This window comes from Klebsiella sp. F11 (genome assembly GCF_056712265.1).
Window position 1 is genome coordinate 2,634,087 of record NZ_CM160060.1, and the last position, 23,557, is coordinate 2,657,643.

Genomic DNA, 23,557 nt, shown 5'->3' on the forward strand with positions numbered 1-23,557 from the left:
TTCCTGAATAATCCTTTTTTCGAGCCTCCTTATCGTTATTAATTAATTTCTGTGATGCGAACTTTTTCGCCGCAAGGCTTTGAACATTGGGATAATACTTATGTCTGATAAGATGATTGGTTTAGTAAAATGGTTTAACGAAGGTAAAGGTTTTGGCTTTATTTCTCCCGTCGACGGCAGTAAAGATGTTTTCGTGCATTTTTCTGCGCTGCAGGGCGAGGGCTTTAAAACCTTATCCTTTGTTTACCCCATCGCCGCCTATTCAAAGCAGATTACCGCTATTGACCAGCTGCCGGACGGCGCGCAGGTGGCCGTACCGAACGATCCGACAAACCTCGGCCGTTCGCTGCTTCTGCTGCAAAAGCAGGGGCTGATTACCCTTAAAGAGGGCGTTGGTCTCCTGCCGACCGCGCTGGATATAGTCAATAATCCCAAGCACTTAAAAATCGTTGAGATTGAGGCTCCGCAGCTGACGCGGGCGCTGGACGACAGGCAAATATCTCTCGCGGTTATCAATACCACGTTTTCCAGCCAGATCGGACTGTCGCCGAGCCGTAACGGGCTATTTGTCGAAGATAAGAACTCGCCGTACGTCAATATTTTTGCCAGCCGCGTCGATAATAAAGACAGCGAGAAGGTGAAAAATTTGGTGAAGGCGTATCAGACCGATGAAGTGGCGGCCGCGGCGGCGGAGCTGTATAAAGGCGATGCGGTTAAGGGCTGGTAATCTTGCTTCCGATATCAGGGCCACGCCCTGATATCGAATATCGCCTATTTGTTCAGCATCTTATTGTAGACAAAAAAGTCCGTATCCCGAACGAAGGCGTTGCGCTCGTAGAGCGCCTGCGCCGGCTGCGCTTCCACCTGATAAAAATGACGATAGCCCAGATAGAGCGGCAGGATTTTATCAACATCCTGGGGCTGGGCTTGAAATATGTTCATTACGTACCTCACGCTAAAAGTAGGCTAATTGTATTACAACCAGGCTGCGGGTAAACATCCGGGGGAGTGCCTTGCGGCCGCTGTATGGCGAGGTTGCCGGGCGCGTGGCGTCTGATTTACGTAAGCCCGCCCGATAATTGCTTTGCGGGCGGAAATAATACGCGGGAATCGCGATCGACATCATATCATAGCCATAAAACAGCCACTTATTGCTCTGTCGCCGCTGATTTGATGGGAGTTTGGCAGGCCGGCGGCCTGCCTTTTGCGGGAGCCTATTTCTGAATCAGGTAGCGAATGGTGGGCCCGTCCTGCTGAATATCCAGGACGGTATAGCCGTAGTTTTTCGCATCGTGCGGAATATTGTTAATCGACTGCGGGCAGTCGCTGACCACTTCGAGAATTTCCCCTTTCTTTAACGACGGCATCGCTTCAAGCGTCGCGACGGCAGGATAGGGGCAGGGCTCGCCGACCATATCGAGGCGGTAATCAGGGACGATATCTTTCATGCGGTTTCCTTAGCGCCGGCAAGGGCAGCGGATTTTTGACGGAAAAAGCGTTTTTCCCAGGCAATGACCAGCATCAGGGCGATAAACAGCAGGAGATAGGTGACCAGCAGGCCGCCGAAAGGCCCGAAGGTGGCCAGCAGGTTGACCTTATCCCAACTGGTGGCCAGCGCCGGCGACAGATCGTCCCAGAAGTAGGCCAGAATGGTTGAACCGATAACGTTGCCCAGACCGACCCACCAGTAGTGAACCTGACCTTCAACGGCGCGATACATCCAGCCGGTTTCGCAGCCGCCGGCGAGGACGATGCCAAAGCCGAACAGCAGACCGCCGATAACCGCATTCGGGCCGGCCCACATGATTTTTGGCTCCATTCCGAGCTGCACGTAGCTAAAGATGCCTATTGCGCTGGCGGCCATGCCGAAAATAATGGCTTTGGCCATATAGGTCCGCCCGGTTATCCACATATCGCGAAACGCCGAGGTAAAGCAGATCTGCGCCCGTTCGATAAGCAGGCCAAAGCCGACGCCAAACAGCATGGCCAGACCCAGCTTCGGCCGGTCGACGGCGGTCAGCAGGCCCCAGGCAATCATGGCGAAAAAGACCAGCATGCCGAGACGAAAGCGGCGCCGCGCCTGCTGAGGCTTTTGGGTTAGCGGCGAGGCTGCGGAGACTTTCTGCATCTTCACCGGGATACGAAAAATCGGCAGCAGGGTAAAGCGCGCGCCAAACCAGGTGCCAACGGCGGTGGCGATGGCGAAAAACCAGGCGTGCAGCGAGAACTGCGGGATCCCGGTAAAAAAGGCCGCCAGATTACAGCCCATCGCCAGGCGGGCGCCAAAGCCGGCAATAATACCGCCGGCGACGGCCTGGATAATGCGGATTCGGCTACGCGGCATGCGCAGCTTCACGTTATTGGCCCACAGCGCGGCGGCGAAACAGCCGCCAAACATGCCAATAATCATCATTCCGTCGATGCGGGTTAACGGCGTCCCGTCGAGATGAATGAGCTTATAGTAGCCCCACTGTTCGCTGTGTACGCCGGCAAGCTGCAGCAGCTGCCCGCCCCAGCGGGTAAATTCGCCGGTAACGGCCCAGAAGGTGCCGGTAATACCAAAGTAGTAAGTCGCAAGAATGCCTGCGGCAATAACCGCCGGAGCGGGGGCCCAGAATTTAACCAGGTAGGTTTGTTTGAACTGCTGCCATGTCATAGATATGCCTCTGAACTCAGAAGGTAAATCACCCCTGGCGGGGTTTAAGAGGGGGGATAATACCCTTGCGGACGTCACAAAACGCTCGACGGGATCAAAAGGCCTATTTTTTCCTGCGCGCAATTAACGGCCGGCTAATAAAGAAAATATGTCGCTCAGGTTACCGTTTTATGACCAAATCATTAATCTTGCCAAGGTGGATAAAATAGCGAAAGATGACCGCGTTCGGGCCCGAATACTGCGCAATGAAATCCTGAGGGATATATGAGTCAAGACGTTACGCTAAAAATGTTAAAGCCCGATTTTGATATGGAAGTGTCCGGGTTGGTATATGGCTATCTGTTCCGTGAAGGCAGCGCGCCGCGGCAAATATCCTCGAATGAGGTCTGCGCCGAATATCATGAGCTGGTCGGCGAAAACGATTTCGTTTGGCTGCACCTCAACCTGAATCACGCCACCGCCGAGAAGTGGCTGCTGGCGCATTTTCCCGTCGACGACTTCTTCTTTGAGGAGATCCGCGACGGTTCCCACACCACGCGCATCGAACGTCAGGGCGACAGCCTGTTTGCCGTCCTCAACGACGTGCTGTTCAATCCCAAAGAGACGACCTCTGAAACATCAACCCTGTGGCTCTACTGCAGCCAGAAGCTGGTGGTGACGGCGCGCTATAAACCGCTGCGCTTTATTGAGTGGATGCTGCCGCGGCTGGCCGCGCTAAAGGTTAGCTCGTCAACCGAGCTGCTGGCCTTTTTGCTGGAGGAGCAGGAAGAGGTGCTGGAGCAGGTGGTCAGGCAGGCCAGCCGCCACGTTGATGCGATCGAAGAACGTCTGTTAAGCAGCCACGTTCAGCGTAACCGCGCCGATCTGGCGCGCCTGCGCCGCATGCTGCTGCGCTTTCAGCGCCTGCTGGCGCCGGAACCGGCGGCGATGTTCCGCCTGCTGAATCGCCCCCCGGTATGGATTGACCGCGCGGTAGTCCAGGAGTTTCGCCAGTTCACCGAGGAGTTCACCGTGGTACTGAACGATTTATCCGGCCTGATTGAGCGCATTAGCCTGCTCCAGGAAGAGATTTCCGCCAGGCAAATGGAGCAAAGCAACCGTACGCTGTACACCCTGACGGTGATCACCGTCCTGGCGCTGCCGATTAACATCGTGGCCGGTTTTTTTGGCATGAACGTCGGCGGGATCCCGCTGTCGACCAACCATCATGGCTTCCTTTTGCTGGTGCTCATTGTCGGCATCTTTACGGTCGGCGCCGGTTATCTGGCCTTTCGCCGGCGGGACGATCTGTAGGCGGCAGCTATGATTTTCGGTAGAAGACCGCCGCGCCGGCTTGCGCTATCTTATTGAGAAGGATTCTCAATAAGGAGCTATAGAATGACGAGACTCAGCGCAATGCTGGTTCCGGGCCTGCTGCTGTTGCTGCTGTCGGGCTGCGCGTCCGACGGCGTAAAACAATCATCATTAAAGCCGAAGCTGCTGAAAAGGAGCGTTCCGGTCTACCCGATCGTGGCCCACGCCAACCATCTGACGGGTTACGTCCGGGTGGTCTATGATGTCAACGCGCAGGGCAAAGTGGCGGAGCTGCGGATTACGGATTCCCGGCCCCGCTATCTGTTCGATGAGTCGGTGGTGAAGGCGATGGCGCAGTGGGAGTTTGAAAAGAATAAACCGTACAACAACATGGAGATGCGCTTTACCTTCCGCTTCGCGCCGGTCAATCCGCAGGGTCTGTGAGGGCGCGTGGATGAGCGTTACGCGGTGCTTTGCGTAACGCTTCGTGAGGCGCTACGTCAGCGAACGTAGGGCGGCAATCAGTCCCTGAACGCCTCTCTCAAGCTTAACCCGCGGACATCCGGCGTTGAGACGCACAAACCCCGCGCCTTCCTCGCCGTAGGTCGAACCCGGCATAATGGCAACCTTTTGCTCGTGAATTAACGTCTGCTGCAGGGCGCCGTCGTCCACCTTGAGCGCCCGCAGGTCGATCCACGCCAGATAGGTTGCTTCCGGCGGCTGCCAGTGCAGCTGCGGGAACGCCTGATTCAGCTCCCGGGCGATATAGCGCTGGTTCTCCTGCAGATAGGCCCGCAGGGCGTCCAGCCAGCCGGCGCCTTCGCGATAGGCGGCAATATGGGCAACCAGCGCCGGTACGCTGGGTGAGGAGAGGCCATCCCGTGATTTCAGCGCGTTGAGGTAGCCATCGCGGGTGGCCGCGTCGTCAATCAGGCCATAGGCGCCGGTCAGCGCCGGAATATTGAAGCTTTTCGACGCGGAGGTAAACAGCGCCCACGGGCCGCGGGCGACGTCGCACCACGGCGTATGGCGGTGGTTTCCCCACGTCATATCCATATGAATCTCATCGCTAATAACCTTGACGCCGTGCTTTTCGCAGAGGTGGGCCATCGTTGTCAGCTCGTCGCGGCTCCACACCTTACCGGTCGGATTATGCGGGCTGCAGAGCAGCAGGATTTTATTGCGCGGTTCGGTCAGCGCTCGCTCCAGCTCGGCCATATCGCAGCGCCACTGGCCGTCGCGAGCGACGAGCGGAACCGGGACCAGCCGCCGCTGATTGCCGGCAATGGTCTTGTAGAAGGCGTCGTAGGCCGGGGTATGCACCACCACGCCGTCGCCCGCCTCGGACCACAGGCGGAGGGCTTCCGCCACCATGTAGATCACCGATGGCCCGTAGACGATGGCATCGCGATCGACTGGGCTCTGAAAACGGCTGGCGAACCAGTGGCTAACGGCGCCGAGAAACTCGTCGCTTTTCCAGCGGCTGTAGCCCAGCACGCCGTGGGCCATGCGCCGGCTGATGGCGTCAAGAATGCACGGCGCGGTGGCAAAATCCATGTCGGAGATGGTGAAGGGCAGCAGGTCGGCGGTGCCGAAGCGGTCGGCGACGTAGTCCCACTGCGTACACCAGGTACCGTGGCGATCGACCGGCGTTGAGAAATCAAACATCTGAACTTCCTTTATCTGAAACCCCCTCCGGGCGGGACGGGGCGCGGCGTTTATGCCTGAACGGTATTCATCAGGACGCTCATTTCATCCTTCACCGACTGCACCTGCGGCCCAATCACCACCTGCAGATTATGCTGGTTGAGCTGAACGACGCCGATGGCGCGGTTGGCCTTCAGCGCGGCGGCGTCGACTTTGCTCATGTCGTTAACCGACAGACGCAGGCGGGTAATACAGTTATCCAGCGAGGTGATGTTATCCGCGCCGCCCAGCGCGGCAAGGATTGCCGGAACATTATAGCCGGATTTCCCGACGCTGCCGGCCGTGGCCTTCTCAAACGCGGCGCTGTTTTCGATATCGCGGCCCGGCGTTTTGAGGTTAAAGCGGGTGATGGCGAAGCGGAAGATGCCGTAATAAACCGCGAACCAGATGGCGGCGACCACCGGAACCAGGTACCACTTCGTCGAGAGCCCGTGCAGGATGCCGAAGACCACGAAATCAATCACGTTGCCGTCGGTATTGCCTATAGTTACCCCGAGCACCGCCATGATGGTGAAACCGAGGCCGGTCAGCAGGGCGTGGATCAGGTATAGCGCCGGGGCGACGAACAGGAACAGGAATTCCAGCGGCTCGGTGGTGCCGCCAATAACGCAGGCAATCACGCCGGAGATCAGCAGGCCCTTAATTTTGTGGCGATTTTCCGGACGAGCGCAGTGGTACATGGCTAGCGCCGCGCCCGGCAGGCCGCCGAGGAATGCCGGCATTTTGCCCTGGGAGAGGAAGCGGGTGGTGCTTTCCGAGAAGCCGTGGGTTTCCGGGCAGCTCAGCTGCGCCTGGAAGATAGTCAGCGCGCCGCTGACGCTGTGGCCGCAGACGTCCATCGTGCCGCCCGCTTCGGTAAAGCGGATCAGCGCCACCAGAATATGCTGCAGGCCGAAGGGCAGCAGCAGGCGCTCGCCGGTGCCGAAAATCATCGGGCCGAAGTTGCCCGCGCTGTTAATGACGCTGCCCAGGGCGTTGATACCCATTGCAAAAATTGGCCAGACCAGCGGGATTGCGAGGCCGACCAGCCCCATCACCACGGTGGTCGCGATGGGCACAAAGCGGGTGCCGCCGAAGAAGGCCAGCGCGTCCGGCAGGCGGATGTTGTGAAAACGCTCGTGCAGCATCCAGATAATAATCCCGGCGATGACCGCGCCGAGGATCCCGGTATCGATCGACTGAATGCCGATCACGTTCTGGATATTGTTGGTTTTGAGGATCGCCGCATCGGTGGTCGGCAGAATGCCCTTCGCCGTCAGCCAGAAGTTGACCGCAAGGTTCATGACCGCATAGCCGACGAAACCGGCAAAGGCGGCGACGCCTTTATTTTCGCGCGCCAGGCCGAGAGGAATGGCGATACAGAACATTACCGGCAGGAAGCTGAAGGCGAAGGAGCCGATCTTGCTCATCCACACGAATATCGCCTGCAGCAGCGGGGTATCGAGCCACGGCTGTAGGGTCAGTACATCATGGCTGCTCAGAGAGCTGCCGATCCCCAGCATGATCCCGCAGAAGGAGAGCAGGGCCACGGGTAGCATAAAGGTTTTTCCTAACTGCTGGAAAAATTCCCACAACGTAATTTTTGGAGTTGTTTTCGCCGTCATAACACGAATCCTGCTGCTTAGGTTATTGGTAGGATGTAACGTCACGGCAAGATAAAACGTTTTACCACTTTTTAGTGCGATAAAAATCACATAATCAAGCGATAATAACGTTTATAAATATCTCTTATTGATAAAACGTTTTATCGACAGCCACAGGGAGTCGGTTGCAGGCATGGCTATCGCAAGAAAGATCACCATCAACGATGTTGCCCAGGCCGCGGGCGTTTCGGTCAGCACGGTGTCGCTGGTGCTGAGCGGCAAAGGGCGCATCTCGTCGGCCACCGGCGAACGCGTCAATCAGGCCATCGAGCATCTGGGCTTTGTCCGCAACCGCCAGGCGGCCTCGCTGCGCGGCGGCCAGAGCGACGTGATTGGCCTGATCGTCAGCGACCTTTCAAAGCCTTTCTACGCGGAGCTCACCGCCGGGCTGACGGATGCCCTCGAATCCGCGGGCAAGATGGTTTTCCTCACCCAGGGCGGGCGGCGGGGAGAAAAAATGCTCCAGCGTTTTGAAACTCTGGTTTCGCAGGGGGTGGACGGGGTGATTATTGCCGGCGCCATCGACCGGGGCGGCGAGCTGCGCGACCGGGCGGCGGAGGTTGGGATGCCGCTGGTGTTCGCCTCCCGGGCCAGCTATCTCGAGGATATTGATTTAATTCGCCCGGATAATATGCAGGCGGCGCAGATGATCACCGAGCATCTTATCCGCCGCGGTCATCAGCGCATCGCCTGGCTGGGTGGGGAAAGCTCGTCGTTAACCCGCGCCGAGCGGGTGGGCGGCTACTGCGCGACGCTGCTGAAGTACGGTCTGCCGTTCCACAGCGAATGGGTGCTGGAGTGCGAATCGAGCCAGAAGCTGGCGGCGGAGGCGATGGCGTCGCTGCTGCGGCAAAATCCGACCATCACCGCGGTGCTGTGCTACAACAGCGTGATTGCCACCGGGGCGTGGTTTGGCCTGATGCGGGCGGGGCGTCAGAGCGGCGAAGACAGCGTGGAAAGCTATTTTGAGCAGCGGGTGGCGCTGGCGGCGTTTGCCGAAGTGCCGGAGGCCGCGCTGGATGACGTGCCGTTAACCTGGGTGACCACGCCGGCGAGGGAGATGGGCAAAAGCCTGGCAGGGTGCATGATGCGTCGGCTTGAAAAGGGACCGGAATCCGCGCGCAACCAAATCATGCCGCCGCGGCTGGTGATCAGAAAATAGCCCTCCGGGAAGAGGGCTATTGCGCGTTCTACTGCTGAGGAGAGACCGGCGGGACCAGCTGTTCCGGCTCCGCGCTCTGCGGCGCGGAGTCAGGCGCCGCGGGGACCGACAGGCCGAACATCCCGGCGAACTCATCCAGCGGCATTTTCTGCCCGTTGAGGGTGACCTGGCCGTCGGCATACTGCAGGCTGGAGGTGATGGCGTTATTTTCCATAGCGGTGATGCGGAACATCTGCCCCATTGCCGCCAGGCCTTTGACCTGCTGGTCTGCCAGCTTCGCCGCGTCAGCCGGCTGATAGCCTTCCAGGCCCGCAATCTGGGTCATAAATTCGGTCGCCATCTCTACCGGAACCACCAGCTTGCCGTCGAGCGACTTCACGCTGCGGTCAACCTCATCGGCCAGGGTTTGCGCCGGTGCGGTCACCACGGTTGGGTCTTTCAGCAAAATTGACAGATTAAAGGTGCTTTCGCCCTTCGCATTGCGCCAGCTCAGCGGGGCGACGGTCAGCGACGGGTTGCCTTTCAGCAGCACCGGCAGCGCCTTAAAGAAGGTCTCGGTCAGCGCCTGCTGATAAAGCTCCGGATTCTGCGCCAGCTCCGGCTTCGCCATCAGCGCCTGGGCTTCGCTATTGTACTGCTGGCTGAACTGGTGCCACGCCTGGCCGTCGAGATTATCCAGCTTCACGGTCAGCTTGCCGCTGCCCAGATCCTTGTTCTGCAGCTTCAGGCTGTTAACGGTGTAATCAAGCTGGCTGTTAATCCCTTTGCCATCTGCCGTCAGCGTTGATTTGCCGTCGATGTTCATCCCTGCCAGCAGGGCCAGCTCTTTACCTTCAACGCCAATCGACAGCTTCTCCAGCGAGAGCTTTTGCCTGCCGATACGCTCGTTAAAGCTGGTCATCTCGGTGGCGCCGTCGGTCTTCAGATTGCTGAAGTTTAGCTGCACTTTCTGGCCGTACTCGTTGAGCGCGTTGACCTGGCCGCTGGCCGCTTCACCGGTCAGCGCAATCGCCTTGCCGTCGCGATCGGCATTGAGCTGGAACTGGCCGCCGCTAAAGGTGACCTTTTCGTCGCCTTTACTGTAATCCAGCGGTTTCAGGTCGATAGCCGACCGGCTGTCGCCGCTGTAGGCGATCAGGGTATCGACGGTAAACGGCGTGCTGCCCTTAGCGATATCAAACAGCGCCTTACTGGCTTCATTATTGACCAGCGTGGTTTTGACCGAGGCCATCGACGGGGCAAACTGGCCGCTTTTCAGCGCCGCCAGCGGGAAGGGGCCGTGGCTGACGACTTCGTCAAACACCAGCGGCTGCCCGGCAGCGAGCCAGCTGCTCTCTTTGCCCGCGGCCGGCTTCACCACCAGCTGCAGATGGCTGCTGAACAGGCCGCGCTGATAGTCCTGCCAGCCCAGCTCAAGCCCGGCTTCCGGGGCGCTGCTTTGTAGCTGAGCATTGGCCTGCTGCACCACCTCGGCGAGCCGGCTTTCCAGCTGCTTGCCCGTATACCAGGCGCCTGCGGTCCAGACTACGCCGAGGGCCACGATAATTCCTGCTGCGACCAGCGATTTCTTCATAATATTTGTCCATAAATAAAACCAGGCGCCATAAGCCGCCTGGTGGTGCCGTTATGATGGGTGAAAGTCTAGCAACAGCGGCTAAAAATTTCAGTAACTTACTGGAGCTTATTGAAGACGCGCGCCAGGCGGCCGCTGCCGCTCACCGCAACCGGCGATTCGTCGCAGGCAATAAACGCCGACTCGCCGGGCTTCAGGGTCAGGCGCTGCTCGTCTTTGCGAATTACCGCTTCGCCTTCGACGCAGAAAACAATCGCGGCGCTCTGCTGGGCGAGGGTGGACTCCTGCGCCGACAGCGCGTGCAGGGAGAAGGCAAAGTCATCCACCGGGATCGGGAAGTCCAGCTCGGCGCCGTGCTGCTGCGGCTGCGTCAATAGTTCGGCTACCGGTTTGGCTACGAACTTAACGTTGGCGACCAGCTCCGGAATATCGATATATTTCGGCGTCAGGCCGGCGCGCAGCACGTTATCCGAGTTGGCCATCACTTCCAGCGCCACGCCCTGCAGGTAGGCGTGCGGCGTTTCCGCAAACAGGAACATGGCGTCGCCGGGGTTCAGCTTCACCACGTTGAGCAGCAGCGGAGAGAACAGGCCGCTGTCGTCCGGATAGAATTCGGCGATCAGGCGAATCGTCTGCCAGGGTTCACCCTGCTCGGCGTCGAGCGCGGACTGCAGCACGCTTAGCGCGTGAGCTTTTTCATCACCCTGCATATTCAGCAGGCTGGCGAACAGCTGGCTCAGGCGCTCGGCATCCGGGTTGCTGAGGAAGTCGCCGATGGCCGGGTGGGCGCTGGCAACCGGCTGCAGAAGCGCGGCGATTTCGGCAAACTCGCGGAAGGCGTTCATGGCGAGGAACGGCGTCAGGGCAAAGACCAGCTCCGGCTTGTGGTTCGGATCCTTGTAGTTGCGCTCTGCGGCATCCAGCGGGATCCCGGCGGCGTTCTCTTTGGCAAAGCCGATTTCGGAGGCCCGCTTATTCGGATGCACCTGAATAGACAGCGGCTGGTCGGCGCACAGCACTTTGAACAGGAACGGAAGCTCACCGAAGCGCTCGGCCACTTTGCTGCCGAGCAGTCTGGCTTTATCGGCCTCGATAATCTCGCGCAAAGCGCGCGGGCTGCCGCCGGCATCGAGGATCTGTGAGCTGCTTTTCGGGTGTGCGCCCATCCACAGCTCCGCCATCGGCAGATTGTTGGGGTTAGCGATTCCATAAAGTTCGGTTAATGCGGTGTGACTTCCCCAGGCATAGTTCTGTACTGAGTTAATGAGCTTCTGCATTCTCAATCCCTGTTTCCACTTGATAGTAATCGCTCTATTAAACCAGCAAACGCCCGAGAATCAACAGCTGAAAGAAAAAGTCGACCTTGTCTCAGTTTTTGTTAAAAAATTGTGTAAAATCGATCGACTCGCTTTTCTACAGGCAAATGGAGTGTCTGCCTGAAATATAATCAGCCAAGCAGTAAGTGAGAGCACAATGTCGAATAAACCGTTTGTTTATCAGGATCCTTTTCCCCTCAAAAAGGATGACACCGAGTATTACCTCCTCAGCAGTGATTACGTCTCCGTTAGCGAATTCGCCGGCCAGGAAATCCTTAAAGTTGAACCCCAGGCGCTAACCCTGCTGGCCCAGCACGCCTTCCACGACGCCTCCTTTATGCTGCGCCCGGCGCATCAGCAGCAGGTGGCCGATATCCTTCGCGACCCGCAAGCCAGCGAAAACGACAAATACGTCGCCCTGCAGTTCCTGCGTAACTCCGATATTGCCGCTAAAGGTATTCTGCCGACCTGCCAGGACACCGGCACCGCCATTATTACGGGCAAGAAGGGCCAGCGGGTATGGACCGGCGGCGGCGATGAGGCCGCGCTGGCGCGCGGGGTCTATAACACCTATACCGAAGATAACCTGCGCTATTCGCAAAACGCCGCGCTGGATATGTATAAAGAGGTCAACACTGGCACCAACCTGCCGGCGCAGATTGACCTCTACGCCACCGACGGCGAGGAGTATAAATTCCTCTGTATCGCCAAGGGCGGCGGCTCGGCTAACAAAACCTATCTCTACCAGGAGACCAAGGCGCTGATTACCCCTGCGAAGCTGAAAGCCTACCTCGTCGACAAGATGCGCACCCTCGGCACCGCCGCCTGTCCGCCGTACCACATTGCCTTCGTTATCGGCGGCACCTCCGCGGAAGCGACGCTGAAGACCGTTAAGCTCGCCTCCACCCACTATTACGACGGTCTGCCAACCGCAGGTAACGAACACGGTCAGGCGTTCCGCGATATCCAGCTCGAGCAGGAGCTGCTGCTGGAAGCGCAGAACCTCGGCCTCGGCGCCCAGTTTGGCGGCAAGTACTTTGCCCACGATATCCGCGTTGTGCGCCTGCCGCGCCACGGCGCCTCCTGCCCGGTGGGGATGGGGGTTTCCTGCTCCGCCGACCGCAACATCAAGGCGAAGATCAACCGTCACGGCATCTGGCTGGAGAAGCTGGAGAGTAATCCGGGCAAATATATTCCGCAGGCGCTGCGCCAGGCGGGCGAAGGTGAGGCGGTGAAGGTTAACCTCAACCAGCCGATGAGCGAGATTCGGGCGCTGCTGGCGCAGTATCCGGTGTCGACGCGCCTGTCGCTGAGCGGCACCATTATCGTCGCCCGCGATATCGCCCACGCTAAGCTCAAGGAGCTGCTGGATAACGGCGAGGCGCTGCCGCAGTACGTGAAAGACCATCCGATCTACTACGCCGGTCCGGCGAAAACGCCTGAGGGCTACGCTTCCGGTTCCCTGGGGCCGACTACCGCCGGACGCATGGACTCCTACGTCGACCTGCTGCAGTCCCACGGCGCGAGCATGGTGATGCTGGCGAAGGGCAACCGCAGCCAGCAGGTGACTGACGCCTGCCATAAGCACGGCGGCTTCTATCTCGGCAGCATCGGCGGGCCGGCGGCGGTGCTGGCGCAGCAGAGCATCAAGAGCCTCGAGTGCGTGGCTTATCCGGAGCTGGGAATGGAGGCGATCTGGAAAATTGAGGTGCAGGACTTCCCGGCGTTTATTCTGGTGGATGATAAAGGCAACGACTTCTTCCAGCAGATCCAGGCCTCGCAGTGCGCGAGCTGCGTGAAATAATCGCCCCGATCTTCGGGCTAATGCCTGCCGGTCAAGCTACCGGCAGACATTTCTCGCCCGCCGCCGTTCTGCGGGGCCGCTTAGCGGCACGAACGACTAAAACAAATTATAAATCTGACCAATACTTAACGCTTTTAAGCCGGTGGGCTTTGTCGCAATTACGTACTTTTTACTCAAGGAGACAGTAATGACAACGCATCGCAGTGAAAAAGACTCTATGGGCGCAATTGAGGTTCCTGCCGACAGGCTATGGGGCGCGCAAACCCAGCGTTCGCTGGAGCATTTCCGCATCTCAACGGAAAAAATGCCGGGCGAACTGATCTACGCCCTGGCGTTGACCAAGCGCGCGGCGGCGAAGGTGAACCAGGATTTAGGCCTGCTGGCCGACGATAAAGCGGCGGCCATTGTCGACGCCGCTGATGAAGTGCTGGCCGGAAAGCATAGCGCTGAATTCCCGCTGGCTATCTGGCAGACCGGCTCCGGCACCCAAAGCAACATGAATATGAATGAGGTGCTGGCGAACCGGGCCAGCGAGCTGCTGGGCGGCGTGCGGGGCATGGAACGTAAGGTGCATCCGAACGATGACGTCAATAAGAGCCAGAGCTCCAACGATGTCTTCCCGACGGCGATGCACGTGGCGGCCGTTATCGCGCTGCGGGAGAAGCTTATTCCCCAGCTTAACGTGCTGAGACAAACGCTTAGCGACAAATCCGCCGCGTTCAGCGATATCGTCAAAATCGGCCGCACGCACCTGCAGGACGCCACGCCGCTGACACTCGGGCAGGAGTTCTCCGGCTGGGTCGCCATGCTCGAGCACAACCTCCGCCACCTTGAGCTGAGCCTGCCGCATCTGAGCGAGCTGGCGCTGGGCGGTACGGCGGTGGGAACCGGGCTGAATACCCATCCCGAATATGCGGTGCGGGTAGCGGCAGAGCTGGCGCAGAGCAGCGGCCAGCCGTTTGTTACCGCGCCGAATAAGTTTGAGGCGCTGGCGACCTGCGACGCGCTGGTCCACGCCCACGGCGCGCTGAAGGGGCTGGCGGCGTCGCTGATGAAAATTGCCAACGACGTGCGCTGGCTGGCCTCGGGTCCGCGCTGCGGTATCGGCGAAATTGCGATCCCGGAGAATGAGCCGGGCTCATCGATCATGCCGGGCAAGGTCAACCCGACCCAGTGTGAAGCGCTGACCATGCTCAGCTGTCAGGTGATGGGTAACGACGTGGCGCTGAATATCGGCGGCGCTTCCGGCAACTTCGAGCTCAACGTCTATCGCCCGATGGTGATCCACAACTTCCTGCAGTCGGTGCGGCTGCTGGCTGACGGCATGGAGAGCTTCAACGAACACTGTGCGGTAGGGATCGAGCCCAACCGGGAGCGAATCAACCAGCTGCTCAACGAGTCTCTGATGCTGGTGACGGCGCTGAATACTCATATCGGCTATGACAAGGCGGCGGAAATTGCCAAAAAAGCGCATAAAGAGGGGCTGACGCTGAAGGCCTCGGCGCTGGCGCTCGGCTACCTGACGGAAGCCGAGTTCGACAGCTGGGTGCGTCCAGAAGAGATGGTCGGCAGCATGGCTACTCGCTAGCCAGCCACAGGTGCAGGCGCGGGATCAGCAGACGAAGCGACTGCGCCTGGGGTTTATAGCGATACTGCACGTTGTCGGCATCGTAGTTCAGCAGCTCACCAATATCCGGCACGCTAACTCCCTGAGTGCCGGATATTAGCGTAATCAGCGGTCCGGGGCAGGCGTACTGCACCTGCTTTTGCTCGCCGGCGTACCAGACGCGGGCGATAGGCTGGACTTTGACCGGCCGCTTAATCTTCAGCTTCGCCCGCTGCGGCAGGGCGGCGATATCCTGATACTCCCGCTCCAGCTTGCTCTGCCACTGTTCGCGCGTCCACGGCGGCACCGCGCGCGGCGACTGCAGGCTTCTTTCCAGCTGCATTAGCACCTCATCGCGGGTTAAATTCTTGATGACGTGCTTATTGGCCCAGCCGAAGCGGATGCTGCTGGGATCAAACAGCGGCGTCAGCGTGCGGTAGGCGCTAAGGGTGATCAATCCCGGCAGATGGCGGTGCACCCACTCAAAGCGGGCCGCGGCGGGGAGGGCGGAATCGACGGTAATGATTTTTTCGAAGGCGGCCTTTAGCGCGTTGATGCTGGCGATTCTTTGCCGCAGGTCGGCCTGCTCCTCGGCGCTGGTTTGCAGGCAGATCGTCCCGGGAAGGCGCACGGCGGCCTTGCTGCTGCGGCTTTCCGCTTGCTGCTGGATAAACAGATGGCCGTAGTGCCTGAGGGCCATTTCCAGCGCCGTTTTACCGATATGCTGCACGACCTGAATCGTCTCAAGCGGGTCGTGTTCGGCATCTTTGCTTACCGCCGGTAGCTCAAAAACCCGCGCGGCAAGCAGGCGACAGCGGCTTAGCGCCAGGCGCAGCTCCTGCAGCTCCCGTTCAAGTTGACGAAAGGTGCCATTGAGTCGTTCAACAAGGTCGTAATCTGCCATTCGCGCCACCTTAGTTACAACATACTAATCGATTTTTAACTATACGCAGGCCGCAGCGCCTGCGCAAGGGGACTCAGCCAGAGGTAAAATTCGGCAGCTGGTGGTAGATCGGCCAGCTAAAGCTGAAGCAGGCGCCGCCCAGCGGGCTGGTGCGGCAGCTCACCTCGCCGGACATCGCCTGGGCGATGCTGTGGACGATAGCCAGGCCGAGGCCGCAGCCGCCGGTCGCCCGATCGCGGCTGGGGTCAAGCCGGACAAACGGCTCAAACACGCGTTCGCGCTCGGCGGGGTCGATGCCCGGGCCGTCGTCATTCACCTGCAGCGTCGCCCGCGATCCCGCCAGCGTCAGGCTCACCTGAATCTGCTGATTACTGTAGCGAAGCGCGTTGTTAACCAGATTATCAAGCACGCGCTCCATCAGGCGCATATCCAGCGCGCCGTAGTCGCCGGCGACCACCTCGTGAAGCGTCACCTCGCGCTGGGGGTTAACCATCTGAATATCTTCCACGTGGGCCTCAATCCAGGCCGGGAAGTCGGGGGTGGTCAGGCTCAGCTCATTTTGCGGCCGGTCAAGGCGGGCGTAGGTTAAAAGCTCTTCGATAAGGGCTTCCAGCTGGCCGATATCGCGGTTTAAGGCCTGAGATTCCGCGGTGGTCAGATTTTCACTCATCTCAAGGCGATAGCGCAGGCGCACCAGCGGCGTGCGCAGCTCGTGGGCAATTCCGTCGATTAGCTGCTTTTTACTGGCGATCAGGGCGTTGATATTATCGGCCATCTGGTTAAAGGCCACGCCCAGCCGCTCAAAGCTGGACATGCTATCGAAATGAATGCGCTCGCTGAAATGCCCTTCGCCGAAGCGCTGGGCGGCGGTTTCGAGACGCAGCATATCCTGCCAGTGGGGGCGCATCCAGACGAAGACCGGGAAGGCCAGCGAAATGGCGATAAAGGCCATCAGCGCGACGTCCAGCAGGCGCATCTCATGCAAAAAATAGAGGTAGGGGACCGGGCCCACCGACAGAACGTAGTGGCTGCGCGGAATACGCTGAGTAAAGGTGTACTCATCATCGAGGGCGACGATATCGCCGGCGCGCAGATGCTGCATCGAGCTCTCCGCCAGCTTGAATTTGCTCAGCGGTTCAATATGCAGATCGAACGACAGGTTGAGGTCCAGCTCTTTGAGCGTTTTGCTCCAGTCGCGCGGCGGAATTTCCCGCAGTTCGCTGCGCATCAGGTACAGCGAGCTTTTCATCAGATCGTCCAGCGACTGGCGGCCCGCGCGCTCGGCGGTAAATTTATACACCAGCCCGACCAGCATGGTCATGACCAGGAAGCAGACGAACAGCAGGAGGTAAAACTGGACAAACAGCTTTTTCATAGCCGGACCCGTTAATTAATTGTCCCAGGCATGGGGGGCGAACAGATAGCCTTTGTTGCGCACCGTTTTGATACGGTAGGGTTCCGTTGCGCTATCGAGCAGTTTTTTACGCAGGCGCGAAATGGCCACGTCAACGCTGCGGTCCATGCCGTCATAGCTGACGCCGCGCAGGTTTTTCAGCAGCGCATCGCGGTCCATAATTTGTCCCGCGTGGGTGGCGAGCTCCCACAGCAGTTCGAAATCAGCCGTCGAGAGCGCGATGCTGTCGCCGGCGAGCAGCACCTGGCGGTTCACCGGATCGATGGAGAGTGAGCCAAAGGCGATGGTTTTATGCGGCGTCAGCGAGGCGGGCGCCGGGGTGAGCGGAACGGCAACGTGCTGGCGCAAATGCAGGCGCAGGCGCGCCAGCAGCACGGCGGGCGGGGTGGTTTTGAGGATGTAATCGCTCGCGCCCATCTCCAGCGACAAAATATGGTTCATATCGCTGTCAAGGGAGGTGAGCAATACGATCGGACCCTGCCACTGCCCGCGCAGATCGCGGCAAAGCGTCATCCCGTCCTTGCCCGGCAGCATGATATCTAATAGCACCAGATCGGGTTTTTCCCGCGCAATAACCTCTTCCGCCCGGTCACCGCGTGGTTCAACCACCACGTCCATATCATGCTTACCCAGATAGGCGGCGATCAGCGCGCCAACTTCCGGATCATCCTCAACAAACACGATCTTATTCATATTTTATATGTATATGTAAAAGGTTAAACATACACTGCCAGCAAATTGCCCGCCATTACTCTTTTATAAACAAATGTTCTTCCGCTATGCTGGCGTAACTTGTTGTTTAAATGTAAGGCAAAAGGCATGGGGCTGTTGATTAAAGCGCTGCTCGGGGCGCTGGTGGTGGTACTGATTGGCGTACTTTCCAAAACCAAAAATTACTATATTGCCGGGCTTATTCCGCTATTTCCGACCTTTGCCCTGATCGCGCACTATATTGTCGCTAGCGAGCGCGGAATTGAAGCGCTGAGGACAACCATCGTATTTGGCATGTGGTCAATTATTCCCTATTTTATCTACCTGCTATCGCTCTGGTATTTTACCGCAACGATGCGCCTGCCTTATGCGCTGGCGGGCGCCGTTGTCTGCTGGAGCCTGTGTGCCTGGCTGCTGATCCTCGGCTGGAGCCGCTTCCACTAGCGCAGGTGGCGGCCGCCGTCGACGGCGAAGGAGCGGCCGGTGACGAAGTGGCTGCTGAACAGATAGTCGAGCAGTTCGATGATTTCCGTTTCGCCCGCGGCTATTTTCATCAGCGATTTATCCAGCGCCTGCAGGCGATACTCCGCGTCGTCGCCGTCATTAAACATAATCAGCGACGGGGCGATGGCGTTGACCTTTATTTCCGGCGCCAGCTTGCGGGCAAACGAGCGGGTCATATTATCCAGCGCCGCTTTACTGGCGGCATAGGCGATGTGCTTATCGCTGCCGCGCTCAACCACATAGTCCGTAATATGAATAATATCGCTGCCCGCGTGGCCGTGGCCGCGCAGCAGCAATTCCAGAGCGTGATTGAGCAGATAGGGCGCATTGACGTGAATTTGCATCATGCTGGCGAGCACCGTGCTGAGCGGCGTCCCTGGTTTTTCCGCCATCCAGCCGCTGGCATTGTGGATAACGGCGCGCAGGCCTGCGCCGGCGTGGGACTTTACCGCTTCGGCGAAGGTTAAAATCCCGTCGTCGGTGCTAAAATCCGCCTCCAGGCAAACGGCGCCCGCAGCGCGCAGCGCGTCAATAGCCGGATAGTGGGTACGATAGCTGACGATAACGGGCTGCTGGCGCTGAAGAAAATGCTGTGCCAGAGCGAGGCCGATTCGGCGGCCTCCTCCTGTAATAAGGACCGGGCGAGGCTGTAATTCAGCCATGGGTATCTCCTTTGAGTTCCGCAGCGGGGCGACCGCTTACCCCACCAGCATCCACGTTGCCGGTATGGCGGCAACCAGTAACAAACCAATTAAGGCTAATTCACGGCGTTTGAGCATGCGATCGTGCTGGTGCGTACGGCGGGCGTACAGGAAAACCAGAAGACCCGGAGCGTAAAGTATCACCGACAGCAGTAAATGCACAGGGCCCGACGCATATAATAACCATAAGCCATAGGCGCACGCTCCGATACCCACCGCCTTATGCAGCGGGCGCGTAGCAATTTTCAGCAGGAAGGCGCCGACCAGCAGATAGGGGACGAGGATCATCTCGGAGGCGATGGTGAGCAGAGTACCGTAATCCGAGCCGGTCAGCCAAATCAGCACCAGCGAGACCTGGACGCTACTATTGGTCAACCACAGCGAGGCCGATGGCGCATTGTGGCGATTTTGCCGGGCAAACAGGCGCGGAAACGCCTTGTGGGTGGCGGCCAGCCAGGGGACTTCCGCCGCCATGATGGTCCAGCTCAGATAGGCGCCGCAAACGGAAACAATCAGTCCGGCGGCGATGGCCACCTCGCCCCAGGCGCCCATCATTCTGACCATCAGCCCGGCCATCGACGGATTACGCATCTCCGCGAGTTCCGGACGCGCGACAACCCCCAGCGAAAGCAGCGTGACCAGAAGATAAACCGCCAGCGCCGAAAGTACGGCCAGCAGCGTCGCGCGGCCAACGTCGCGCTTATTTCGCGCGCGCGCCGACACTACCACCGCGCCTTCAACGCCGATAAACACCCACAGGGTGATCAGCATCGTATTCTTCACCTGTTCCCACACCGGCACGCCGAGCGCCAGGCCGCTGAAATCAAGCGTGAAGGTCTCGAGGCGGAAGGCCATCGCGGCGAGCACGATAAAGGCGCCGAGCGGAATGAGCTTGGCGAGGGTGGCGACCAGGTTGATGCCGGCCGCCGTCTGCACGCCGCGCAGCACCAAAAAATGGACCACCCACAGCAGAATCGACGCCCCGACGATCGCCTGCCAGGTATTGCCGTTGCCAAAAATAATCGCGCCGGGGGCATCGGTGAAGAAGCTCAGCGCGGCAAATACGATAACCAGATAGGAGACGTTGGCGATGACCGCGCAAAGCCAGTAGCCCCAGGCGGAGCAGAAGCCCACCAGCTCGCCAAATCCTTCGCGCGCATAGGTAAAAATACCGCCGTCGAGATCGGCGCGAATGCGGGTCAGTAGGAGCATGGCGAAGGCGAGGAATAAAATGCCGACGCCGGTAATGGCCCAGCCGATCAGCAGGGCGGACGGGCTGGCCACGGCGGCCATATTTTGCGGCAAACTGAATACGCCTGCGCCCAGCATTGAGCTGAGGACCAGGGCGGTCAGGGCGCTCAGGCCCAGTCTCTTTTCCATTGCATTCCCGAAGTGACAACCGTGAAGTAAAGAATATTTATTTGGCGAAACCGCATAAAATGGACAATTACGCTAAGGCGCGGGATTTTACGGAGTGTCTTGTGCGCATGCAATGGCGGCGGAGGAAAAAATGCAAAAAGGCGGCAGAGCGCCGCCTTTTTGTTCTGCTGAGATCCCGTTATTTATACAGGTCAGCGCTGATGGTCATGTTGCCGCCGCGTTCCTGCCACTGGCGGGTGATGTGGTAATATTTCGCGCCTTTCTTCGCCGCGCGTTTGGCTACCTGATAAGACACTTCGGTCATATTGCCGTAGTTGCCGGTGAACTTAATGCTATCGAACGGGGCCATCTGCGCCGCGGTGATTTTGTTCACTTCTTCAATCTTCGTGCCGTCAGGCAGCGTGACGGTGTAACGCCCGCCTTTAGATGACTGCGTTTCGAAGAAGCGGCCTACGCCGGTACCGGCGCCCACGGCGCCGGTGGTTGCCACGCCGGGGATTTCCACGTTTTTAGCCGCGGCTCCGCCTTCGGCCAGCGCTGCGCGCCCGGCCTGAGAATCGGCAGGGATCGCGTCCGGGCTTTGCAGAACGCGTTTTTTGGCATCGGCTTTATAAATATAAGCGGTGATGCGCTGGTTGCCGCCCTGGTTAGCATCAACCTGGCGCACGATAAAGAACGAGGCCGCGCCTTTTGCTTTTGCCGCTTTGGTGATGGCATCGTTGACTTCAGGCTGGCTGCGGTAGAAGCCCTGCACGGTCACGGTGTCATAGGGTTCCAGCTCAACGGCCTGGTCTTTCGGCAGCTCCATGACCCCGTTAATCACCCGATTTTTTGGGGCATCGGCCTGCGAGGCGTTGTCTTTATAAAAATCTGCCGTTACGCGCCAGTTGCCGCTGTTGCCAAAATCTGAGGTGTCGACAACATAAAAGGAGGCCGCGCCTTCTTTGTCGGCTTTGCGGGAGACCGCCTTCACGGCATCGCCAATTGCATTAAAACGCCCGGTGATGACCACGCGATCGTAGGGCTTCAGCGCCGCCGCCTGCTCCGGGGTCAGCTCGGTCGCCGCATGGGCAGACAGCGCGGTCGCAGCCAGGAGAGCAGACGCCAGGAGTGAGTTCTTAAGCTTCATAAAAATAGTCCTTTGCCTTGCGCAAACCATGTACAGGTATTGTTGTTGACTGAAAACGCTCGATTATTGCATTTAAAAGGAGTGACTGTCTGCGTCAATTTTTGCTAACCGCCCGAAACGCGCGTCACAATAATATAACATTTTGCGATATGTTGAAAAAACAGCCGCTTGACCAGCGAAATTGATAATCGATATCGCTTTAATAAGTTAATGTAATGTTAATGTGATGTTCTGGCTGGCGATTAATTGCGTATTACCGGTTAAGCTAAGCGAATTATCAGGCCCGCCTATAATTTTAAGGTAAATATTGCTGCCTGACGCAGTTTGTCGGGCGTTTTACCAATAAAATCAAAATTTCTGTTTTATCGCAGTAGATCACAATCGGTATTTTCAGTAGGTTATAAAAAGTTTGTTACTGTTTCATTTTTTTTCAGCCGAATATCTGAGCCGGTGCGTTTTGCCGGCGGATCGACGGCTGTGAGAAGAGAAAACCATCATCAAAAACCGATGAAAGGGAAAACTATGCGTATCGGGGTACCAAAAGAACGGTTAGCCAATGAAACCCGCGCAGCGGCCACGCCGAAAACGGTGGAGCAGCTGCTCAAACTGGGTTTTACCGTCGCGGTTGAAAGCGGCGCGGGCCAGCTGGCAAGTTTCGATGACGAGGCGTTTGCTCAGGCAGGCGCAGAGGTTGTGGACGGCGCCGAAGTCTGGCAATCGCCCATTATTCTCAAGGTGAACGCACCTGACGAGAATGAAATTGCATTACTGAATCCGGGCACCACGCTGGTGAGCTTTATCTGGCCGGCGCAGAACCCGGAGCTGCTGGCAAAACTCTCTGCCCGCAATGTTACCGTGATGGCGATGGATTCGGTGCCGCGTATTTCGCGCGCCCAGTCGCTGGATGCCTTAAGCTCGATGGCCAATATTGCTGGCTATCGCGCCATCGTCGAAGCCGCGCACGAATTTGGCCGCTTCTTCACCGGGCAGATCACCGCCGCGGGCAAGGTTCCGCCAGCCAAAGTGATGGTGATTGGCGCCGGCGTGGCCGGTCTGGCCGCAATTGGCGCCGCCAATAGCCTGGGAGCGATCGTCCGCGCCTTCGACACCCGTCCGGAGGTCAAAGAGCAGGTGCAGAGCATGGGCGCCGAGTTCCTTGAGCTGGACTTTAAGGAGGAGGCGGGCAGCGGCGACGGCTATGCCAAAGTGATGTCTGAAGCCTTTATTAAAGCCGAAATGGCGCTGTTTGCCGCCCAGGCGAAAGAGGTCGACATTATCGTCACCACGGCGCTGATCCCCGGCAAACCTGCGCCGAAGCTGATTACCCGCGAAATGGTTGACTCGATGACGTCAGGCAGCGTGGTGGTCGATCTGGCCTCGCAGAACGGCGGCAACTGTGAATACACCGTGTCCGGCGAAGTGGTAACCACCGCCAACGGGGTGAGAATCATCGGCTATACCGATCTGCCGGGCCGCCTGCCGACCCAGTCATCCCAGCTCTACGGCACCAACCTGGTCAACCTGATCAAGCTGCTGTGCAAAGAGAAGGATGGCAACATTGCCATCGATTTCGACGACGTGGTGGTACGCGGCGTTACGGTTGTCCGCGATGGGGAAGTGACCTGGCCGGCGCCGCCGATTCAGGTCTCCGCCCAGCCGCAGGCCGCCGCGAAGAAGGTGGAAGCGCCCGTTGAAGCGAAAAAACCGGTTTCGCCATGGCGCAAATACGCGCTGATGGCGCTGGCGATTATCCTGTTTGGCTGGCTGGCCAGCGTCGCGCCGAAGGAGTTCCTCGGCCACTTTACCGTCTTTGCGCTCGCCTGCGTGGTCGGCTATTACGTGGTATGGAACGTGTCGCACGCGCTGCATACGCCGCTGATGTCGGTCACTAACGCCATCTCGGGGATCATCGTTGTCGGGGCGCTGCTGCAGATAGGCCACGGCGGCTGGGTCAGCGTGCTGAGCTTTATCGCGGTGCTGATCGCCAGCATTAATATTTTTGGTGGTTTCACCGTCACTCAGCGCATGCTGAAAATGTTCCGCAAAGGATAAGG

Annotated in this window: 20 protein-coding genes and 2 pseudogenes; 9 read left to right on the forward strand and 13 right to left on the reverse strand. The window is 58.6% G+C overall.

All coding sequences use genetic code 11. From position 1 onward, the window contains the following. Window positions 1–100: 100 nt before the first annotated feature. Together AC1M2H_RS13105 and AC1M2H_RS13110 are read left to right on the forward strand one after the other, a co-directional pair. Window positions 101–238 (forward strand): annotated as a pseudogene (locus tag AC1M2H_RS13105) (cold shock domain-containing protein); the annotation flags it as partial. Window positions 239–247: 9 nt separating this feature from the next. Beyond that, window positions 248–727, forward strand: a pseudogene (locus AC1M2H_RS13110) (MetQ/NlpA family lipoprotein); the annotation flags it as partial. Window positions 728–771: 44 nt separating this feature from the next. Here AC1M2H_RS13110 and AC1M2H_RS13115 read toward each other — a convergent pair. From AC1M2H_RS13115 to yedE, 3 genes are all read right to left on the reverse strand, one after another. Beyond that, window positions 772–942, reverse strand: a complete 171-nt coding sequence (locus AC1M2H_RS13115; protein ID WP_480151659.1) for a hypothetical protein — start codon at window positions 940–942, stop codon at window positions 772–774. 272 nt (window positions 943–1,214) lie between these two features. Then, a complete protein-coding gene (gene yedF / locus AC1M2H_RS13120) occupies window positions 1,215–1,448 on the reverse strand; it encodes a sulfurtransferase-like selenium metabolism protein YedF (protein WP_480151660.1) in 234 nt (77 codons plus the stop codon). Continuing rightward, a complete protein-coding gene (gene yedE / locus AC1M2H_RS13125) occupies window positions 1,445–2,656 on the reverse strand; it encodes a selenium metabolism membrane protein YedE/FdhT (RefSeq protein ID WP_480151661.1) in 1,212 nt (403 codons plus the stop codon). Before yedE ends, yedF begins: the two co-directional genes overlap by 4 nt. Before the next feature lie 264 nt (window positions 2,657–2,920). On the opposite strand from yedE, the gene AC1M2H_RS13130 reads away from it, so the two are divergent. Continuing rightward, on the forward strand, window positions 2,921–3,949 hold the full coding sequence (locus tag AC1M2H_RS13130; protein ID WP_480151662.1) for a CorA family divalent cation transporter: 1,029 nt from the start codon (window positions 2,921–2,923) through the stop codon (window positions 3,947–3,949). Window positions 3,950–4,033: 84 nt separating this feature from the next. Then, window positions 4,034–4,393, forward strand: coding sequence for a TonB family protein (locus AC1M2H_RS13135; RefSeq protein WP_480151663.1), 360 nt, complete (start codon window positions 4,034–4,036; stop codon window positions 4,391–4,393). A gap of 51 nt (window positions 4,394–4,444) precedes the next feature. Here AC1M2H_RS13135 and AC1M2H_RS13140 read toward each other — a convergent pair whose 3' ends face one another. Both AC1M2H_RS13140 and malX read right to left on the reverse strand, forming a co-directional pair. Continuing rightward, entirely contained in the window at window positions 4,445–5,617 is a 1,173-nt protein-coding gene (locus tag AC1M2H_RS13140) for a MalY/PatB family protein (protein WP_480151664.1), read from the reverse strand. A gap of 50 nt (window positions 5,618–5,667) precedes the next feature. Next, the gene (malX, locus tag AC1M2H_RS13145; RefSeq protein ID WP_480151665.1) at window positions 5,668–7,260 is read right to left on the reverse strand and encodes a maltose/glucose-specific PTS transporter subunit IIBC; all 1,593 of its coding nucleotides are present in this window, start codon (window positions 7,258–7,260) and stop codon (window positions 5,668–5,670) included. A gap of 172 nt (window positions 7,261–7,432) precedes the next feature. On the opposite strand from malX, the gene AC1M2H_RS13150 reads away from it, so the two are divergent. Further along, window positions 7,433–8,461 carry a Mal regulon transcriptional regulator MalI gene (locus AC1M2H_RS13150; RefSeq protein ID WP_480151666.1) on the forward strand — a complete coding sequence of 343 codons (1,029 nt, stop codon included), beginning with the start codon at window positions 7,433–7,435 and terminating at the stop codon, window positions 8,459–8,461. A 28-nt stretch (window positions 8,462–8,489) separates the two neighbouring features. Here AC1M2H_RS13150 and AC1M2H_RS13155 read toward each other — a convergent pair whose 3' ends face one another. Next, window positions 8,490–10,034 (reverse strand): YdgA family protein, encoded by a 1,545-nt coding sequence (locus AC1M2H_RS13155; protein ID WP_480151667.1) that lies wholly within the window; start codon window positions 10,032–10,034, stop codon window positions 8,490–8,492. 98 nt (window positions 10,035–10,132) lie between these two features. After that, window positions 10,133–11,311: a mannose-6-phosphate isomerase gene (gene manA, locus AC1M2H_RS13160; RefSeq protein WP_480151668.1), complete on the reverse strand. Its 1,179-nt coding sequence runs from the start codon at window positions 11,309–11,311 to the stop codon at window positions 10,133–10,135. A gap of 196 nt (window positions 11,312–11,507) precedes the next feature. Here manA and fumA point away from each other — a divergent pair, with 196 nt between their 5' ends. Together fumA and fumC are read left to right on the forward strand one after the other, a co-directional pair. Then, complete coding sequence (gene fumA, locus AC1M2H_RS13165; RefSeq protein WP_480151669.1) at window positions 11,508–13,154, forward strand: class I fumarate hydratase FumA; 1,647 nt, start codon at window positions 11,508–11,510, stop codon at window positions 13,152–13,154. Between the two features lie 187 nt (window positions 13,155–13,341). Then, window positions 13,342–14,742 (forward strand): class II fumarate hydratase, encoded by a 1,401-nt coding sequence (fumC, locus tag AC1M2H_RS13170; protein ID WP_480151670.1) that lies wholly within the window; start codon window positions 13,342–13,344, stop codon window positions 14,740–14,742. On the opposite strand, the gene tus is transcribed toward fumC, so the two are convergent. From tus to rstA, 3 genes are all read right to left on the reverse strand, one after another. Beyond that, entirely contained in the window at window positions 14,732–15,664 is a 933-nt protein-coding gene (gene tus / locus AC1M2H_RS13175; RefSeq protein WP_480151671.1) for a DNA replication terminus site-binding protein, read from the reverse strand. The genes fumC and tus overlap by 11 nt on opposite strands. Window positions 15,665–15,737: 73 nt before the next feature. Then, the gene (gene rstB, locus AC1M2H_RS13180) at window positions 15,738–17,039 is read right to left on the reverse strand and encodes a two-component system sensor histidine kinase RstB (protein ID WP_480151672.1); all 1,302 of its coding nucleotides are present in this window, start codon (window positions 17,037–17,039) and stop codon (window positions 15,738–15,740) included. Window positions 17,040–17,054: 15 nt separating this feature from the next. Next, window positions 17,055–17,771: a two-component system response regulator RstA gene (rstA, locus tag AC1M2H_RS13185; protein ID WP_480151673.1), complete on the reverse strand. Its 717-nt coding sequence runs from the start codon at window positions 17,769–17,771 to the stop codon at window positions 17,055–17,057. A 126-nt stretch (window positions 17,772–17,897) separates the two neighbouring features. On the opposite strand from rstA, the gene AC1M2H_RS13190 reads away from it, so the two are divergent. After that, window positions 17,898–18,233 carry a GlpM family protein gene (locus AC1M2H_RS13190; RefSeq protein WP_045858494.1) on the forward strand — a complete coding sequence of 112 codons (336 nt, stop codon included), beginning with the start codon at window positions 17,898–17,900 and terminating at the stop codon, window positions 18,231–18,233. Here AC1M2H_RS13190 and folM read toward each other — a convergent pair. The 3 genes from folM to ydgH all read right to left on the reverse strand — a co-directional run bounded on the left by folM (window position 18,230) and on the right by ydgH (window position 21,503). After that, the gene (gene folM / locus AC1M2H_RS13195; RefSeq protein WP_480151674.1) at window positions 18,230–18,955 is read right to left on the reverse strand and encodes a dihydromonapterin reductase; all 726 of its coding nucleotides are present in this window, start codon (window positions 18,953–18,955) and stop codon (window positions 18,230–18,232) included. The genes AC1M2H_RS13190 and folM overlap by 4 nt on opposite strands. A gap of 36 nt (window positions 18,956–18,991) precedes the next feature. Beyond that, window positions 18,992–20,374 carry an amino acid permease gene (locus AC1M2H_RS13200; protein ID WP_480151675.1) on the reverse strand — a complete coding sequence of 461 codons (1,383 nt, stop codon included), beginning with the start codon at window positions 20,372–20,374 and terminating at the stop codon, window positions 18,992–18,994. A gap of 178 nt (window positions 20,375–20,552) precedes the next feature. Next, window positions 20,553–21,503 (reverse strand): DUF1471 family protein YdgH, encoded by a 951-nt coding sequence (ydgH, locus tag AC1M2H_RS13205; RefSeq protein WP_480151676.1) that lies wholly within the window; start codon window positions 21,501–21,503, stop codon window positions 20,553–20,555. 522 nt (window positions 21,504–22,025) lie between these two features. On the opposite strand from ydgH, the gene pntA reads away from it, so the two are divergent. Beyond that, the gene (gene pntA / locus AC1M2H_RS13210; protein WP_480151677.1) at window positions 22,026–23,555 is read left to right on the forward strand and encodes a Re/Si-specific NAD(P)(+) transhydrogenase subunit alpha; all 1,530 of its coding nucleotides are present in this window, start codon (window positions 22,026–22,028) and stop codon (window positions 23,553–23,555) included. Window positions 23,556–23,557 lie beyond the last annotated feature (2 nt).

Bases quoted from the DNA above. Each gene is read 5' to 3' on its own strand.
- AC1M2H_RS13140 (WP_480151664.1), bottom strand. From the start codon at position 5,617: ATGTTTGATTTCTCAACGCCGGTCGATCGCCACGGTACCTGGTGTACG.
- pntA (WP_480151677.1), top strand. From the start codon at position 22,026: ATGCGTATCGGGGTACCAAAAGAACGGTTAGCCAATGAAACCCGCGCA.
- folM (WP_480151674.1), bottom strand. From the start codon at position 18,955: ATGGCTGAATTACAGCCTCGCCCGGTCCTTATTACAGGAGGAGGCCGC.
- AC1M2H_RS13135 (WP_480151663.1), top strand. From the start codon at position 4,034: ATGACGAGACTCAGCGCAATGCTGGTTCCGGGCCTGCTGCTGTTGCTG.
- AC1M2H_RS13155 (WP_480151667.1), bottom strand. From the start codon at position 10,034: ATGAAGAAATCGCTGGTCGCAGCAGGAATTATCGTGGCCCTCGGCGTA.
- AC1M2H_RS13115 (WP_480151659.1), bottom strand. From the start codon at position 942: ATGAACATATTTCAAGCCCAGCCCCAGGATGTTGATAAAATCCTGCCG.
- AC1M2H_RS13200 (WP_480151675.1), bottom strand. From the start codon at position 20,374: ATGGAAAAGAGACTGGGCCTGAGCGCCCTGACCGCCCTGGTCCTCAGC.
- malX (WP_480151665.1), bottom strand. From the start codon at position 7,260: ATGACGGCGAAAACAACTCCAAAAATTACGTTGTGGGAATTTTTCCAG.
- yedF (WP_480151660.1), bottom strand. From the start codon at position 1,448: ATGAAAGATATCGTCCCTGATTACCGCCTCGATATGGTCGGCGAGCCC.
- ydgH (WP_480151676.1), bottom strand. From the start codon at position 21,503: ATGAAGCTTAAGAACTCACTCCTGGCGTCTGCTCTCCTGGCTGCGACC.
- AC1M2H_RS13190 (WP_045858494.1), top strand. From the start codon at position 17,898: ATGGGGCTGTTGATTAAAGCGCTGCTCGGGGCGCTGGTGGTGGTACTG.
- yedE (WP_480151661.1), bottom strand. From the start codon at position 2,656: ATGACATGGCAGCAGTTCAAACAAACCTACCTGGTTAAATTCTGGGCC.
- manA (WP_480151668.1), bottom strand. From the start codon at position 11,311: ATGCAGAAGCTCATTAACTCAGTACAGAACTATGCCTGGGGAAGTCAC.
- AC1M2H_RS13150 (WP_480151666.1), top strand. From the start codon at position 7,433: ATGGCTATCGCAAGAAAGATCACCATCAACGATGTTGCCCAGGCCGCG.
- rstA (WP_480151673.1), bottom strand. From the start codon at position 17,771: ATGAATAAGATCGTGTTTGTTGAGGATGATCCGGAAGTTGGCGCGCTG.
- tus (WP_480151671.1), bottom strand. From the start codon at position 15,664: ATGGCAGATTACGACCTTGTTGAACGACTCAATGGCACCTTTCGTCAA.
- rstB (WP_480151672.1), bottom strand. From the start codon at position 17,039: ATGAAAAAGCTGTTTGTCCAGTTTTACCTCCTGCTGTTCGTCTGCTTC.
- fumA (WP_480151669.1), top strand. From the start codon at position 11,508: ATGTCGAATAAACCGTTTGTTTATCAGGATCCTTTTCCCCTCAAAAAG.
- AC1M2H_RS13130 (WP_480151662.1), top strand. From the start codon at position 2,921: ATGAGTCAAGACGTTACGCTAAAAATGTTAAAGCCCGATTTTGATATG.
- fumC (WP_480151670.1), top strand. From the start codon at position 13,342: ATGACAACGCATCGCAGTGAAAAAGACTCTATGGGCGCAATTGAGGTT.